Source organism: Streptomyces peucetius, from assembly GCF_025854275.1.
GTDB classification, from domain to species: Bacteria; Actinomycetota; Actinomycetes; order Streptomycetales; family Streptomycetaceae; genus Streptomyces; species Streptomyces peucetius_A.
The window spans coordinates 6,118,306-6,133,445 of record NZ_CP107567.1 but is presented as its reverse complement, the minus strand read 5'-3'; the positions used below and the strand labels follow the sequence as shown (position 1 = coordinate 6,133,445).

9 protein-coding genes, 2 pseudogenes and 1 riboswitch are annotated in these 15,140 nt (G+C 71.2%); of the genes and pseudogenes, 4 read left to right on the top strand and 7 right to left on the bottom strand.

The window, feature by feature from the left end:
• Positions 1–11: 11 nt before the first annotated feature.
• Positions 12–173, bottom strand: a riboswitch (cyclic di-AMP (ydaO/yuaA leader).
• Between the two features lie 240 nt (positions 174–413).
• Together OGH68_RS27900 and OGH68_RS27895 are read right to left on the bottom strand one after the other, a co-directional pair.
• Complete coding sequence (locus OGH68_RS27900) at positions 414–1,781, bottom strand: M16 family metallopeptidase (RefSeq protein ID WP_264250324.1); 1,368 nt, start codon at positions 1,779–1,781, stop codon at positions 414–416.
• 17 nt (positions 1,782–1,798) lie between these two features.
• A complete protein-coding gene (locus tag OGH68_RS27895) occupies positions 1,799–3,148 on the bottom strand; it encodes a M16 family metallopeptidase (protein WP_264247774.1) in 1,350 nt (449 codons plus the stop codon).
• 244 nt (positions 3,149–3,392) lie between these two features.
• Between OGH68_RS27895 and OGH68_RS27890 the strand changes: the two genes are divergently transcribed.
• The 3 genes from OGH68_RS27890 (at position 3,393) to OGH68_RS27880 (ending at position 9,046) form a co-directional block, all read left to right on the top strand.
• On the top strand, positions 3,393–5,843 hold the full coding sequence (locus tag OGH68_RS27890; protein ID WP_264247773.1) for a DNA topoisomerase (ATP-hydrolyzing) subunit A: 2,451 nt from the start codon (positions 3,393–3,395) through the stop codon (positions 5,841–5,843).
• Positions 5,844–6,256: 413 nt separating this feature from the next.
• Positions 6,257–7,435 (top strand): FAD-dependent monooxygenase, encoded by a 1,179-nt coding sequence (locus tag OGH68_RS27885; RefSeq protein WP_264247772.1) that lies wholly within the window; start codon positions 6,257–6,259, stop codon positions 7,433–7,435.
• Positions 7,436–7,483: 48 nt separating this feature from the next.
• Positions 7,484–9,046, top strand: coding sequence for a hypothetical protein (locus OGH68_RS27880; RefSeq protein ID WP_264247771.1), 1,563 nt, complete (start codon positions 7,484–7,486; stop codon positions 9,044–9,046).
• Here the strand turns inward: OGH68_RS27880 and map are convergent.
• The gene (map, locus tag OGH68_RS27875) at positions 9,018–9,800 is read right to left on the bottom strand and encodes a type I methionyl aminopeptidase (protein ID WP_264247769.1); all 783 of its coding nucleotides are present in this window, start codon (positions 9,798–9,800) and stop codon (positions 9,018–9,020) included. The two genes, OGH68_RS27880 and map, sit on opposite strands and share 29 nt — an antisense overlap.
• Before the next feature lie 66 nt (positions 9,801–9,866).
• Here map and OGH68_RS27870 point away from each other — a divergent pair, with 66 nt between their 5' ends.
• Complete coding sequence (locus tag OGH68_RS27870) at positions 9,867–10,172, top strand: helix-turn-helix domain-containing protein (protein ID WP_264247768.1); 306 nt, start codon at positions 9,867–9,869, stop codon at positions 10,170–10,172.
• A gap of 76 nt (positions 10,173–10,248) precedes the next feature.
• Here the strand turns inward: OGH68_RS27870 and OGH68_RS27865 are convergent, their stop codons facing one another.
• From OGH68_RS27865 to OGH68_RS27850, 4 genes and pseudogenes are all read right to left on the bottom strand, one after another.
• Positions 10,249–11,367 (bottom strand): CobW family GTP-binding protein, encoded by a 1,119-nt coding sequence (locus tag OGH68_RS27865; RefSeq protein ID WP_264247767.1) that lies wholly within the window; start codon positions 11,365–11,367, stop codon positions 10,249–10,251.
• Between the two features lie 168 nt (positions 11,368–11,535).
• Entirely contained in the window at positions 11,536–13,152 is a 1,617-nt protein-coding gene (locus OGH68_RS27860) for a glycoside hydrolase family 13 protein (RefSeq protein WP_264247765.1), read from the bottom strand.
• Positions 13,153–13,271: 119 nt separating this feature from the next.
• Positions 13,272–14,078 (bottom strand): annotated as a pseudogene (locus OGH68_RS27855) (carbohydrate ABC transporter permease); the annotation flags it as partial.
• 84 nt (positions 14,079–14,162) lie between these two features.
• Positions 14,163–15,126: pseudogene (locus OGH68_RS27850) on the bottom strand (carbohydrate ABC transporter permease).
• Between the last annotated feature and the right edge of the window lie 14 nt (positions 15,127–15,140).

The window sequence follows — 15,140 nt, the reverse complement described above, 5'->3', positions numbered from 1 at the left end:
AAGAGGCTGGTCCTTTCCTTCCTTCTCGCCTACCGGGTTAGCTGACGGGTTCGGAGCAGGAAGGTCTCCTACGGGCGCCTCCGCGCAGGCGAAGGTGCCCGATTCACCCCAGGGACGAATGGGTCCCCGGCTCCCCAGGCTCGCGCCTGACGGGGACTCGGCGATGACTGCCCGACGCCGCGGGCGCGACGATCTCCAGGCGGACAGCCGGACCGACGCTAGGCATCCCGTCCGTCGATCACCAAACGGACAGGCCCTTTTGTAGCGCATGCCACAGGGCAGACAGGCAACCTCTCCCATAAAACGGACATACAACGGAACCCCGGCAAACGAATCGAAGCCGGGGTTCCACTTGCATGCCACTTGCCTGTAATGCGCCGCTTTCGACCCTGCATCCGGTCGGCGGCTCCCGATCAGCCCGAGACAACCGCCACTTCACCGATGCCGAGCGCCTTGACCGGCTCCTCGATCTGCGACGCGTCGCCGACGAGCACCGTGACCAGCCGGTCCACCGGGAAGGCGCCCACGACCGCCGCGGTCGCCTCCACCGTGCCGGTCTCCGCCAGCCGAACGTACAACTGGGCCTGGTAGTCGTCCGGCAGGTGCTGCTCGACCTGGTCGGCCAGGGTGGCCGCGACGGAGGCCGCCGTCTCGTACTTCAGCGGGGCGACGCCCACCAGGTTCTGCACGGCGACGTCGCGTTCGGCGTCGGTGAGGCCCTCGGCCGCGAGCGTGCGGAGCACCTTCCACAGATCCTCGAGCGCGGGCCCGGTGTTGGGCGTGTCCACGGAGCCGCTGATGGCGAGCATGGCCGCGCCGGAGCCGTCGGGGGCGGAGAGCAGGACCTGGCCGAAGGCCCGTACGCCGTAGGTGTAGCCCTTCTCCTCGCGCAGCACCCGGTCGAGGCGGGAGGTGAGGGTGCCGCCGAGGCAGTACGTGCCGAGCACCTGGGCGGGCCAGACCCGGTCGTGGCGGTCCGCTCCGATCCGGCCGATGAGCAGCTGCGTCTGCACGGCCCCGGGACGGTCCACGATGACCACCCGGCCGGTGTCGTCGGCGGTGACCGCGGGCACGGGCCGCGGGTCGGCCTTGTCGCCCGTCCAGGTGCCGAGCGAGTCGCCGAGGACGGCGTCCAGGTCGACGCCGGTGAGGTCGCCGACGATCACGGCGGTCGCGGTCGCGGGACGCACATGGGCCTCGAAGAAGGCGCGTACGGCGGCGGCGTCGATCCGGGCCACCGTCTCCTCCGTGCCCTGGCGGGGGCGGGAGACGCGCAGCGAGGACGGGAAGAGCTCCTTGGCGAGCTGCTTGGCGGCGCGGCGGCCCGGGTTCGCCGTCTCGTGCGGGATCTCGTCGAGGCGGTTGCGGACCAGCCGCTCGACCTCGTCCGGCTCGAAGGCGGGCGCGCGCAGCGCCTCGGCGAGCAGGCCGAGAGCCTTGGGGAGCCGGGAGACCGGCACCTCCAGCGACACCCGCACCCCGGGGTGGTCCGCGTGGGCGTCCAGGGTGGCACCGCAGCGTTCCAGTTCGGCCGCGAACTCCTCCGCCGGGTGCTTGTCCGTACCCTCCGACAGAGCGCGCGCCATGATCGTGGCGACTCCGTCGAGGCCCTCGGGCTCCGCCTCCAGCGGGGCGTCGAGGCAGACCTCGACGGCCACCACCTGCTGGCCGGGGCGGTGGCAGCGCAGCACCGTCAGGCCGTTGTCCAGTGTGCCGCGCTCGGGGGCCGGGAAGGCCCAGGGCCGGGCGGTGCCCGGAGTCGGCTGCGGGTGGAAGTCCATGGTCACGGCAGCGTCGCTCACTGGTCCGTCCCTTCGTGCTCGTGTCCGTCGGCCGCTTCGGTCTCTTCCGCGGCGACCGGTTCATAGACCAGCACCGCCCTGTTCTCGGGATGCAGGCGTGCCTTGGCGACGGCCTGCACCTCCTCCGCGGTGACGTCGAGCACCCGCTGGACGGCGGTCAGCGCCAGCTGGGGATCGCCGAACAGCACCGCGTAACGGCAGAGTTCGTCGGCGCGGCCCGCGACCGTGCCGAGCCGGTCCAGCCACTCGCGCTCCAGCTGGGCCTGAGCCCGCTCCATCTCCCCCGCCGTCGGGCCCTCGGCCGCGAAGCGTGCCAGCTCCTCGTCGACGGCGGCCTCGATCTGCGGAACCTCGACGCCTCCGGAGGTCTTGACGTCCAGCCAGCCCATCGACGGGGCGCCCGCCAGCCGCAGCAGACCGAATCCGGCCGCGACGGCGGTCCGGTCGCGGCGCACCAGGCGGTTGTGGAGCCGGGAGGACTCCCCGCCGCCGAGGACCGTGAGCGCAAGGTCCGCGGCGTCGCACTCGCGGGTGCCGTCGTGCGGAAGGCGGTAGGCGGCCATCAGGGCACGGGCCGGGACCTCCTCGACGACCTCCTCGCGCAGCTGCGCGCCGATGTTCTCCGGGAGCGTGCCGTCACGGGGCGGCTGCTTGCCGTCGTGGGAGGGGATGGACCCGAAGTACTTCTCGATCCAGGCGAGCGTCTGCTCGGGGTCGATGTCGCCGACGACCGACAGCACCGCGTTGTTGGGTGCGTAGTACGTACGGAAGAAGGCCCGGGCGTCCTCGAGGGTCGCCGCGTCCAGGTCGGCCATCGAGCCGATCGGGGTGTGGTGGTAGGGGTGGCCCTGCGGGTAGGCGAGGGCGGTCAGCCTCTCGAAGGCCGTGCCGTACGGCACGTTGTCGTACCGCTGGCGGCGCTCGTTCTTGACGACGTCGCGCTGGTTCTCCATCGACTCGTCGTCGAGGGCGGCCAGCAGCGAGCCCATGCGGTCGGCCTCCAGCCAGAGCGCCAGCTCCAGCTGGTGGGTGGGCATCGTCTCGAAGTAGTTGGTCCGCTCGAAGCTGGTGGTGCCGTTCAGCGAACCGCCGGCTCCCTGGACCAGCTCGAAGTGGCCGTTCCCCTTCACCTGGCCCGAGCCCTGGAACATCAAGTGCTCGAAGAGGTGGGCGAGTCCTGTACGGCCCTTGACCTCGTGGCGCGAACCGACGTCGTACCAGAGGCAGACCGCGGCGACCGGGGTCAGGTGGTCCTCGGAGAGCACCACGCGCAGGCCATTGGCCAGACGGTGCTCGGTCGCTGTCAGGCCGCCGGAGCCGGCCTGCGCTGTGGCCGTGTGACCCATGGGCATGTACGTCCCTTCGATCGCGAAAACGTGAAAGTGCTGCCTCACCTGCCACTGTATGCAAGCGTGCCGACACCTGGCGAAGTTCCCGGGCCGGGATCCGGGTTGTTCCCCCTGGGGTGCGACGTCGTTCCGCGCCCCGGGCGCGATGCGGAACACGGGTCGCGGTCGGCGTTGTCGGCGGGACGGTCCACAATGGTCGGCGTCAGATGCCCACCTGGTACGTGAAGGAGCAGCAGCCGCGATGGCCCGCCGCAGCACGAAGACCCCGCCGCCGGACGACTTCGAGGAGAGAATCCTCGACATCGACGTGGTGGACGAAATGCAGGGCTCCTTCCTCGAGTACGCGTACTCGGTGATCTACTCCCGGGCCCTGCCGGACGCACGCGACGGCATGAAGCCCGTGCACCGCCGCATCGTCTATCAGATGAACGAGATGGGACTGCGTCCCGACCGCGGCTACGTGAAGTGCGCCCGTGTCGTCGGGGAGGTCATGGGCAAGCTGCACCCGCACGGTGACGCGTCGATCTACGACGCGCTCGTGCGCATGGCGCAGCCGTTCTCCATGCGCCTGCCGCTGGTCGACGGCCACGGCAACTTCGGCTCGCTGGGCAACGACGACCCGCCCGCCGCCATGCGGTACACCGAGTGCCGGATGGCCGACGCCACCGGCCTGATGACCGAGTCGATCGACGAGGACACGGTCGACTTCCAGTCGAACTACGACGGCCAGGAGCGCGAGCCCGTCGCTCTGCCCGCCGCCTATCCGAACCTGCTGGTCAACGGCTCGTCCGGGATCGCGGTCGGCATGGCGACCAATATGCCTCCGCACAATCTGGGCGAGGTCGTCGCCGCGGCGCGCCACCTCATCAGGCACCCCGGCGCGGACCTCGAGACGCTGATGCGTCATGTGCCGGGACCCGACCTGCCGACCGGCGGCCGCATCGTCGGGCTGAACGGCATCAGGGACGCGTACGAGTCGGGCCGCGGTTCGTTCAAGATCCGTGCCACGGTGTCCGTGGAGAACGTCACCGCGCGGCGCAAGGGCCTGGTCGTCACGGAACTGCCCTTCACGGTCGGCCCGGAGAAGGTCATCGCCAAGATCAAGGATCTGGTCGGGTCGAAGAAGCTCCAGGGCATCGCGGACGTCAAGGACCTCACCGACCGCGCGCACGGTCTGCGTCTGGTCGTCGAGATCAAGAACGGCTTCATCCCGGAGGCGGTGCTGGAGCAGCTCTACAAGCTGACTCCGATGGAGGAGTCCTTCGGGATCAACAACGTGGCGCTGGTCGACGGGCAGCCGCTCACGCTCGGTCTGAAGGAGCTGCTCGAGGTCTATCTCGACCACCGCTTCGAGGTCGTCCGGCGGCGCAGCGAGTTCCGGCGCACGAAGCGCCGGGACCGGCTGCATCTGGTCGAGGGCCTGCTCGTCGCCCTCATCGACATCGACGAGGTCATCCGGATCATCCGGTCCAGCGAGAACTCGGCCCAGGCCAAGGAGCGGCTGATCGAGCGCTTCTCCCTGAGCGAGGTCCAGACGCAGTACATCCTCGACACCCCGCTGCGCCGGCTCACCAAGTTCGACCGGATCGAGCTGGAGAGCGAGCGCGACCGGCTCAACGGCGAGATCGACGAGCTGACCGGCATCCTCGAGTCGGACGCCGAGCTGCGCAAGCTGGTCTCCTCGGAACTGGCCGCGGTGGCGAAGAAGTTCGGCACCCCGCGGCGCACGGTGCTGCTGGAGTCCGCGGGTGCGCCGGCGCCGGCGGCCTCGCTCCAGGTGGCGGACGACCCGTGCCGGGTGCTGCTCTCCTCCACCGGCCTGCTCGCGCGTACGGCCACGGGCGAGCCGCTCGAGGAAGGCCGGGCCAGGCGTACCAAGCACGATGTGATCGTCTCGGCGGTCCTCACGACCCAGCGCGGCGAGGTGGGCGCCGTGACCTCGTCCGGGCGGCTGCTGCGGCTGTCCGTGATCGATCTGCCGCAGCTGCCGGACACGGCGTCCGCCCCGAACCTGTCGGGCGGTGCGCCGGTCGCGGAGTTCCTGTCGCTGGAGGCCGACGAGACGGTCGTCTGCCTCACCACGCTCGACGAGTCGTCGCCGGGCCTCGCGATCGGGACGCTGCAGGGCGTGGTCAAGCGTGTGGTGCCCGACTATCCCTCCAACAAGGAGGAGCTGGAGGTCATCACGCTCAAGGAGGGCGACCGGATCGTCGGCGCCGTCGAGCTGCACACCGGTGAGGAGGACCTGGTCTTCATCACCTCGGACGCCCAGCTGCTGCGCTATCCGGCCGCCCAGGTGCGTCCGCAGGGCCGCCCCGCGGGCGGCATGACCGGCATCAAGCTGGCGGACGGTGCGGAGGTCATCTCCTTCACCGCGGTGGATCCGGCCGGGGACGCGGTCGTGTTCACCGTGGCGGGCTCGCACGGCACGCTGGACGACTCGATGGCGACGGCGAAGCTGACGCCGTTCGACCAGTACCCGCGCAAGGGGCGGGCCACCGGCGGTGTGCGCTGCCAGCGCTTCCTGAAGGGCGAGGACGTGCTGGTCCTGGCCTGGGCGGGGGCGGCGCCGGCCAGGGCGGCGCAGAAGAACGGCGCCCCGGCCGAGCTCCCGGAGATCGACCCGCGCCGCGACGGCTCCGGCACGCCGCTCGCGTCGCCGGTCGCGGTGCTCGCCGGGCCGGCGAGCTAGGCCCAGCGGCGGGGCGTACGCCCCGTTCGTGGTGCGTCGGCTGGAACTGACCGACGAGTCGCGGGCGTTGACCGCTCGTTGTCGGTGCCGGGACGGACGGGTCGTTGTCGGTGCCGGGACGGACGGGCAGGCCCGTGCGGGACCGGCGCCGGGTCGTCACCGGGTTCCTTTCGACGCACCACCGGGCCTACGGACGCCGCTCCGTGGCGGTTCTCCTCAGGGGGCTCCCAGCTTCGGCAGCCTCTGGTGGCGGGCATGGAAGCCGGCGCCCGGAGCACGTTGACAGGCGTCCGCCGGCATGCTGCTATGAGGCGCTGCTTCGGTCGGGCCTGCGCCGCATCGCATGCCGGTCGGCACCGGCTCGACGACCACGTGACCGGGGGCGGCATCCCCCGAATCCAGAGCGAGGACCCATGCCGCAGCGCGCCGCGACCGTCGTCGGCGGCGGCATCGGCGGCCTCGCGGCGGCCGTCGCCCTGCACCGCCGGGGCTGGCGCGTCGAGGTGCTGGAACGGGCCCCGGAGTTCAGGGAGATCGGCGCCGGCATCTCCCTCTGGCCGAACGCGCTGCACGCGCTCGAGGCGCTCGGCCTGGCCGACGCCGTCCGGGCACTCGGCGCTGTCGAGGCCTCCGGCGGCGTACGCGACCGCCGGGGCCGCTGGCTGTCCCGTACGGACAACGCGGAGCTCGCGCGCCGCTTCGGCCATCCCCTGGTGGTCGTGCACCGCGCGGACCTGTTGCGGGCGCTTGCCGAGGCGCTGCCCGCCGGCTGCCTGCGGCCGGACAGCGAAGTGTCCGGGGTCCGCGACAACGGCCGGTCCCTGGTCGTCGATCACGGTGAGGACGAGTCCCGGCCCGACCTGGTGGTCGGCGCCGACGGGATGGGCAGCGCGGTCCGCCGGGCCCTGTGGCCCGACGCGCCCGGCCCCCGATACGCCGGTTACACCGCCTGGCGCATGGTCACCGAGCCCCTCGCCGAGCCGCCCTCCGAGGGCGCGGCGATCTGGGGCCGCGGGGCGAGACTCGGCTACGCGGCGCTGCCGGGCGGGCGGATGTACTGCTTCGCGACCGCCTCACTGCCGGCGAAGGCGGCCTCCGGCTCGTCCGAGTACGCCGAACTGCTGCGCCGGTTCGGGGACTGGCCGGCCCCCGTCCCCACCCTGCTGGCCGCCGTCCGCGCGGACACGGTGCTCCGGCACGACCTGTACGACCTGCCGCCGCTGCCCTCCTTCGTCCGCGGCCGGGTCGCGCTGCTGGGCGACGCGGCCCACGCCATGACCCCGAACCTGGGTCAGGGCGCGTGCCAGGCGCTGGAGGACGCGGTCACCCTCGCCCACTGCCTCGACGGCACCCCGGACGTGGCCGCCGCGCTCCGCTCGTACGACCTGCTGCGCCGCCCGCGGACCCAGGCCGTTGCGCGTCGGTCCGCCCGGCTCGGCGCGGTCGGCCAGCTGTCGTGGCCGCCCGCGGTGCTGCTGCGCGACACCGCTGCCCGACTGACGCCGAGCCGGATGACGTTGCGTGCCATGACGCCGGTGCTCGGCTGGACCCCGCCCGGTGACCGGATGACCACGACGGACGTGACCGGGTGACCACAAGGGACGTGACCGGGTGACCACGAGGGACAGCGGGAGCCACTGATGCCGGACTGGACATATCACCCGCTGCGCGGCGCGGCCGCCGCCGTGCTCGGCCGGCGTCGTTCGCAGCGGACCGCACTGCGGCTGCTGGCCTCGATCGGCTCCCGACCCGCCGGCGCGCGGCTGATCGCCCGGGGTTTCGGCCACCGCCATCCGCCGCGGCGACTCGCCGGTGAGATCGCCTCCGCGCCCGTGGCCGTCCGCCTCGGCATATCCGTCCCGCCCTCGCTGGCCCGCGAGGTGATCCGTGCAATGCCCCCGCTCGGGGCCGGTGTCGTCGAGGTGGCGCCCGTCTCGGCTGCCGACGTCGAGACCGTGCGCGAGGCCGCCGAAGGCCGCTCGATCCCGCTCGTCGTCCGCGCCTGCGACCCGGAGGCCGAGGCCGCCCTGGCGCCCCACGTCGACGGCTTCACCAGCAGCGACGACCCGCGTGTGATCCATGTGTCCGACCCGTCGGTCACCGCTGCGGCCGTCGCGCTCGAGAATCCGGGCGCCGTCGTGCTCGCCCGGCCCGGGGTGCTCGTGGCGGCCGGACCCGGCTGGTTCGCGCGGGTCGTCGAGGCAGCCACGCCCACCGCGCCCGCTCCGGCGCTGCGGGACGTCGGCCGCGATCCCCGCCGCTGGCCCGCGTGGTGGTGGGCGCTGCTCGTCGGGCTCGGTATGACGGGCGCCGGGCTCGGCGCCGCGGCGATCACACTGGGACCGGTGCTGCTCTGGTACGACCGCGACTACCTCGGCATGACGCTGCACGAACTGCACGCCGCCAACCACCACCTTGTGCACTTCCTCCAACACGACCGGATCACCATGGCCGGCACGATGGTCGCGATCGGCGCCCTCTACACCGGGCTGGCGGCGGGCGGGATCAGACGCGGCCGGCCCTGGGCCCGCGAGGTGTATCTGCTGTCGGGGGCGATCGGCTTCCCCACCTTGTTCTACTTCCTGGCCACCGGCTTTGTGGAACCCTTGCACACGGCGACCGCCATCGTCCTTTTCCCGATGTTCGTGGCCGCGGTCCGCCGGACGCCGCACACCCCGCGGTGGCGTGTGGCGCCCGAGGGACCGGAGCCGGAGCGCCGGAGGGCGCTCGTCGGCCAGTTGCTGCTCATCGTCACCGGAGCGGGGCTGTTCGTCGGCGGGGCGGTCATCTCGGTGGTCGGTCTGACGGGTGTCTTCGTGCCAAGCGACTTGGCCTTTCTGGGCACCACCGCACAGACCCTGGAAGCCGTGAACCCCCGGCTCGTGCCCTTCGTCGCCCACGACCGCGCGGGGTTCGGCGGCGCCCTGATGGCCGCCGCGGTGGCGATCACACTGCTCAGCGCGTGGGGCTGGCGGCGGGGTGAGGCCTGGGTGTTCTGGACTCTGGCCGCGGCGGCGGCCGCCGGCTTCCTGCCGGCCGTCGTGGTGCACGGCACGATCCGCTACACGGACTTCCTGCACCTCGCGCCGGTCTATTTCGGTATCGCCCTGACCGGCACCGGCCTGCTGCTGGCCCGTCCGTACCTCTGCGCCAGGACGTCGGCGAGCCCGGGCCTCACAACTGCGTCTGCTTCGGCAGGGTGAGGATTTCGGCTCCGTCGTCGGTGATGGCGATCGTGTGCTCACTGGGTGCGGTCCGGCAGCCTGTCGCACTGCGGAGCGTCCACCCGTCGGCATCGGTGACGAGTTCAGCGGTGTCCGCCATGACCCACGGCTCCAGCGCCAGCAGCAGCCCCGGGCGCAGCTTGTAACCACGGCCGGGCCGTCCGGTGTTCGCGACGTGCGGGTCCTGGTGCATCGTCGATCCGATGCCGTGGCCCCCGAACTCGGTGTTGATCGGGTAACCCGCCTCGCTGAGGACCGTGCCGATGGCATGGGAGATGTCGCCGATGCGAGCCCCGGGGCCGGCAGCGGCGATCCCTGCGGCCAGCGCGCGTTCGGTCGCGCTGATCAACGCGACGCTCTCCGGGGGCTGTGCGTCGCCCACGATGAAGCTGAGGGCAGAGTCTGCGGCGATGCCGCCTCTGGAGACGGCGAGGTCGAGTGTCAGCAGATCGCCGTCGGCAAGCGTGTAGTCGTACGGCCGTCCGTGGAGCACGGCGTCGTTGACGGCCGTGCAGATGTAGTGGCCGAACGGGCCGCGTCCGAAGGACGGCTCGTAGTCGACGTAACAGGACTGCGCTCCCGCCTCGACGATCATGATCTTGGCCCACCGGTCGATGTCCAGAAGGTTCGTGCCGACCGTGCTGCGGCTCTTCAGCGTCCGCAGGATGTCGGCGACCAGGGCGCCTGCGTCCTTCGCTCGGCCCAGCAGGGTGGGGTTCAGGATCTCGATCACGCGGCGCCCTTCTCACGCACCCAATAACTATACCGTCAATACTATACCGGTACTAGAATCGGAGCCATGGTCAGGTTGCCGCTCACTCCCGCTGAGGTCGAACGCGGACAGCGCCTCGGCGCCCTCCTGCGCAGAGCAAGGGGAGAGCGCTCGATGCTCGATACCGCGCTCGACGCACGTGTCTCACCGGAGACCCTCCGGAAGATCGAGTCGGGCCGCGTGGCGACCCCCGCCTTCCCGACCATCGCGGCGATCGCCGATGTCCTCGGCCTCTCCCTCGATGCGGTGTGGGCCGAGATCAACCAGCCCGAACGTGACGCCGGACCGGCCGGCCCCGGCCACAGGACTCGTGAGCGGTTGACCGCCTCGTAAGCCTCAATGCCGCGGCTGCGCCGGAGGCGTCGGCACGAGAGAAGGCGTGGCCCCGGCTCTCCACCGATGTGCCCGGTCAGTACACCTGGAGGCCGTAGCTGTCGAAGGGCTCGTCGGACGAGTCGTCCGGGGACCTTTCCGGTACGTAACGGAGGACGCCCCACAGGCTGTGCTCCTCCGGGACGTCCTCGGTGCCCGTGACGCGGGCGGCGTCCAGTTCCGAAAGCAGGGCTCCGGCGTCGACGCCGGAGCCGATGAGCACCAGCTGAGTGGTGCGCCCGGCGCCGTCCGAGGGCCAGGGCTCCGGGTAGAAGCGCAGGAACCGGCCCACGGCGTGGACCGTGTACCGGTTGGCCGGGTCGAGCGCGCCGAAGTCGACGAATCCCTTGATGCGGTACAGCCCTTCGGGCCGTGAGTCGAGGAAGTCCAGCAGCCGGCGAGGGTGGAGAGGGTCCTCGGAGGTGAACGAGGCGCTCTCGTAGGCGGCGTGCAGATGGCCGTCGTGGTCGTGGTCGTGGTCGTGGTGGTCATCGTGACCGTCCTGGCCGTCGTCGTAGAGGTCCTCGAAGGAGAGCTGGCCGACCCGCTCCGTGCGCGGCCGCGGTTCGAAGAAGACCTCCGGGTCGACGCGCCCGTACGACGCGGGGATCACGGCGGCCCCCGCGCAGAGCCCGGTGACCGTCTCGCGCAGTGCGTGCCGCTGCTCGTCGCCGACGCGGTCCGCCTTGTTCAGTACGACGAGGTCGGCGACGGCCAGATGACGGTCGATCTCGGGGTGCTTCTCGCGGGTCCGCTCGAACTCGGCGGCGTCGACGACTTCGACGAGGCCGCCGTACACGATCCGTTCGTTGTCGCTGGCGAGGACCATCCTGACCAGCTCCTGCGGCTCGGCGAGGCCGCTCGCCTCGATGACGATCACATCGAGGCCGGCCGCGGGCCGGGTGAGCTTGTCGAGGAAGACGTCCAGCTCGCTCGCGTCGACGGCGCAGCACAGGCAGCCGTTGCCCAGCGAGACCGTGGAGTCACCGAGCTGTCCGGCCACGGTCATCGCGTCGATCTCGATGGACCCGAAGTCGTTGACGATCGCGCCGATCCTGGTCCCGCGGCTGGTGCGCAGCAGATGGTTGAGCAAGGTCGTCTTGCCGGATCCCAGAAAGCCCGCGAGGACGATGACGGGGATCTGCGGCTTGCTCAAGACGACACCTCCGGGCCGGGACAGCTGTGGCACCAGGATATGGGCGGGTCGGAAGAAGGCCGGGAGCGGCTGCGGCGATGGCGTCCCAGCGGCCGGTACCAGGGGCCCCGCCCGCCGGGGCCCCTCCCCGCGCGCACCGCACAACGGCAGCCGCCTGCCCGCCGCGTGTCACATGCGCAGCCACACGGCGGTGTCGCGCGGGAGCCGTCCCTCGTCGTCCAGCGGGCCGCTGGTGAGCAGCACCCCGGCGCCGGCGGGGACCCCGGCCGGCTCGTCGGCGAGGTTGACCATGCACACCAGGCCGTCGGCGCGGGCGAAGGAGAGCACCCCGGGCCCGGCGGGCAGCCAGTGCAGCGGCCCGTCCCCGAAGCCCGGCGCGGTGCGGCGCAGCCGCAGCGCCTCCCGGTAGAGACTGAGCATCGATTCGGGGTCCGCGGCCTGGCGGTCCGCCGCGTACGCCGACCAGCCCTCCGGCTGCGGCAGCCACGGCTCGGTCACCGAACCGAAACCGCTGTACGGCGCACTCCGGGACCACGGCAGCGGGACCCGGCAGCCGTCCCGGCCCGGGTCCGTGCCGCCGGACCTGAAGTGCATCGGGTCCTGGATCCTGTCCCTCGGGATCTCGCACTCGGGAAGGCCCAGCTCCTCGCCCTGGTACAGGTACACCGCGCCGGGCAGGGCGAGCGTGAGCAGTGCGGCCGCCCGCGCCCGGCGGGTGCCGAGAACAAGATCGGTCGGCGTTCCGAAGGACTTGGCCGCGAAGTCGAAGCCGGTGTCCTCTCGGCCGTAGCGGGTGACCGTGCGGGTCACGTCGTGGTTGCACAGCACCCAGGTCGCCGGCGCTCCCACCGGGGCGTGCTCCGCGAGTGTCTCGTCGATGGTGCGGCGCAGCCGCTGCGCGTCCCAGGGGCAGGAGAGAAAGTTGAAGTTGAACGCGGTGTGCAGTTCGTCGGGGCGCAGATAGCGGGCGAAGCGCTCGGAGTCCGGCAGCCACACCTCACCGACGAAGACGGCGCCGTACTCGTCGGCCACGGCACGCCAGGAGCGGTAGATGTCGTGGAGCTCGTCGCGGTCGATGTACGGGTGGGGGCCCTGGCCCTCGGTGACGTCGGCCAGGCCGGGGTCCTTGGCCAGGAGCGCCGCGGAGTCGATCCGCACACCGGCCACGCCCCGCTCGAACCAGAAGCGCAGCACGTCCTCGTGCTCCTGCCGGACGGTGGGGTGGTCCCAGTTGAGGTCGGGCTGTTCGGGCGCGAAGAGGTGGAGGTACCACTCGCCGTCCGGCGTCCGGGTCCAGGTGCGGCCGGCGAACTGCGACAGCCAGTCGTTGGGAGGCAGTTCGCCGTCCTCCCCCCGGCCGGGACGGAAGTGGAACAGCTCGCGCTCCGGGCTGCCGGGCCCCGCGGCGAGCGCGGCCCTGAACCAGGCGTGCTGGTCCGAGACGTGGTTGGGCACGATGTCGACGATCGTGCGGATGCCCAGTCCTCGGGCCTCCACGATCAGCTTCTCCGCCTCTGCCAGCGTCCCGAACGCGGGGTCGATGGTGCGGTAGTCGGCGACGTCGTAGCCGCCGTCGGCCAGCGGTGACAGGTACCAGGGGGTGAACCAGACGGCGTCGACGCCCAGTTCCGCGAGATACGGCAGCCGGGCCCGTACACCCGCGAGGTCCCCGGTCCCGTCACCGTCACCGTCGGCGAAGCTGCGTGGGTACACCTGGTAGATGACGGCGCTGCGCCACCAGTCGTCGGGGTGTTCCGAATGAGCGTCCGGATAGGAGGCTGCCACGTGACGGTCCTTTCGGGCAGGTGGGACTCCGCCGCCGGCCCGGGCGGCGGGGCGTGGAAACTCAGGCCGGCGGCGAAGACGTGGTGGAAGAGCGGTGCGGCGGGCCGCCGGCGGGGCTGGCCCTTGAGGCCGCCCGCGGTGAGACCGCTCATGATGTTGCGCTGGAGGATCAGGAAGACGAGCAGCGTCGGGAGGGACGCGATGGTGAGCGCGGCGATGAGCACGTTCTCGGGCACGCCGTTGGACAGGGAGTAGATGCCGACGTTCAGCGTCTGCTTGGTGGGATCGGGCAGGGTCAGCATCGGCCAGAGGAAGTCCTTCCAGACGCCGACCACCGCGAAGATGGACACGACACCCGGGATCGGCCGCGAGATCGGCAGCACCACCGACCACAGCGTGCGCATCGAGGAGGCGCCGTCGATGGAGGCGGCATCGAGAAGTTCGCGCGGGATCGAGTCGAAGAACCTCTTCAGCAGGAAGATGTTGAAGGCGTTGGTGACGGACGGGAGCCGGATCGCCCAGGGCGAGTTGAGCAGGTTCCGCTCCACGATCGGCACGTCCAGAACCGTCAGGTACTGCGGTACGACGAGGACGGTCGCCGGGATCATCAGCGTGGCCAGCATCATCCCCAGGATGGCCTTGCCCAGGACGGGCCGGAGCCTGGAGAGCGAGTAGGCGGCGGCCACGTCGAGGACCAGTTGGAAGGCGAGTGCGCCGAAGGCGTAGTAGAAGGTGTTGAACAGCAGCCGGGAGAGGTCCATGACCTCCCAGGCCCTTGCGTAGTTCTCGGGATGGACCGACTCGGGGACGAACGTCGGCGGGGACTGGACCACTTCCTGGGTGGTCTTGAGCCCACCGAAGACCATCCAGTGGAGCGGTCCGACGAAGACCAGCGTGAACAGGCCGACGACCAGGGCGAACGTCACCCACTACAGGACCTTGCCCCGGGGCCGGGCCAGTTGGGCCGGCGAGATGAGTGTGCGTGCGGACATCCGTCGTCTCCCCCGGCCCTAGGCGTCGTCGCCGGCGCGGCTGAGCCGTACGTACGCCGCGGAGAATCCGGCGAGCAGTACGAGCAGGACCAGACCGAGCGCGGCGGCGGCGCCGTAGTTGTTGAGGTTGAAGGCGTACTGGTAAATGAGGTGGACGACGGTGGTGGTCGAACCCTCGGGACCGGCGCCGTTCGTCAGCAGGAACAGCTCCGTGAAGACCTGCATCGTCGCGATGATCTGCATCAGCAGCATCAGGGAGAGGATCAGCCTGGTCTGCGGGACGGTGACGTGCCAGATCTTGCGCAGCAGCCCCGCCCCGTCGAGTTCGGCGGCCTCGTAGAGCTCCCCGGGAATGCCCTGGAGGGCGGCGAGGTAGATCAGGGTGGCGCCGCCCATGTTCATCCAGGTCGCCGCGATGACCACGGACAGCATCGACGTGTCCGGGGCCTGGAGCCACTGCTGCTCCGGCAGGTGCAGAAAGCCGAGGATCTCGTTCAGCAGCCCGTGGCCCGGGTCGTACAGGTACTTGAAGAGCAGCACGGAGGCGACCGGCGGCAGCATCACCGGCAGATAGACCAGCAGGCGCAGATAGCCCTGGGCGTGCCGGAACTCGTTCAGGACGATCGCGACCAGGAACGGCACGACGAAGCCGAGCAGCAGCGCCAGCACGGTGAAGTACAGGGTGTTCTGCCATGCCTGCCAGAAGGCCGGGTCGTTGAAGACGGTGGTGAGGTTGGACCAGCCGGCCCAGGTGGTCCGGCCGTCCTCGGTCTTCTGGAAGGCCAGCACGAACTCCCTGACCATGGGATACCACGAGAAGAACGAGAAGCAGAGCACCGCGCCGATCAGGAAGCCGTGTGCCGTGAGATTACGGCGCAGGTGCCCTCTTGAACGATCTGCCGGACGGTCCGCCGCCGGGTGCGGCGGGCCGCGGGCGGCCGGTCGGGGCGGCCTTGCTCGTGGACAGGGTGGGGGCCGACATCGTCGCTCCTCGCT

Bases quoted from the DNA above. Each gene is read 5' to 3' on its own strand.
- OGH68_RS27900 (WP_264250324.1), bottom strand. From the start codon at position 1,781: ATGGACTTCCACCCGCAGCCGACTCCGGGCACCGCCCGGCCCTGGGCC.
- OGH68_RS27895 (WP_264247774.1), bottom strand. From the start codon at position 3,148: ATGGGTCACACGGCCACAGCGCAGGCCGGCTCCGGCGGCCTGACAGCG.
- OGH68_RS27890 (WP_264247773.1), top strand. From the start codon at position 3,393: ATGGCCCGCCGCAGCACGAAGACCCCGCCGCCGGACGACTTCGAGGAG.
- OGH68_RS27885 (WP_264247772.1), top strand. From the start codon at position 6,257: ATGCCGCAGCGCGCCGCGACCGTCGTCGGCGGCGGCATCGGCGGCCTC.
- OGH68_RS27880 (WP_264247771.1), top strand. From the start codon at position 7,484: ATGCCGGACTGGACATATCACCCGCTGCGCGGCGCGGCCGCCGCCGTG.
- OGH68_RS27870 (WP_264247768.1), top strand. From the start codon at position 9,867: ATGGTCAGGTTGCCGCTCACTCCCGCTGAGGTCGAACGCGGACAGCGC.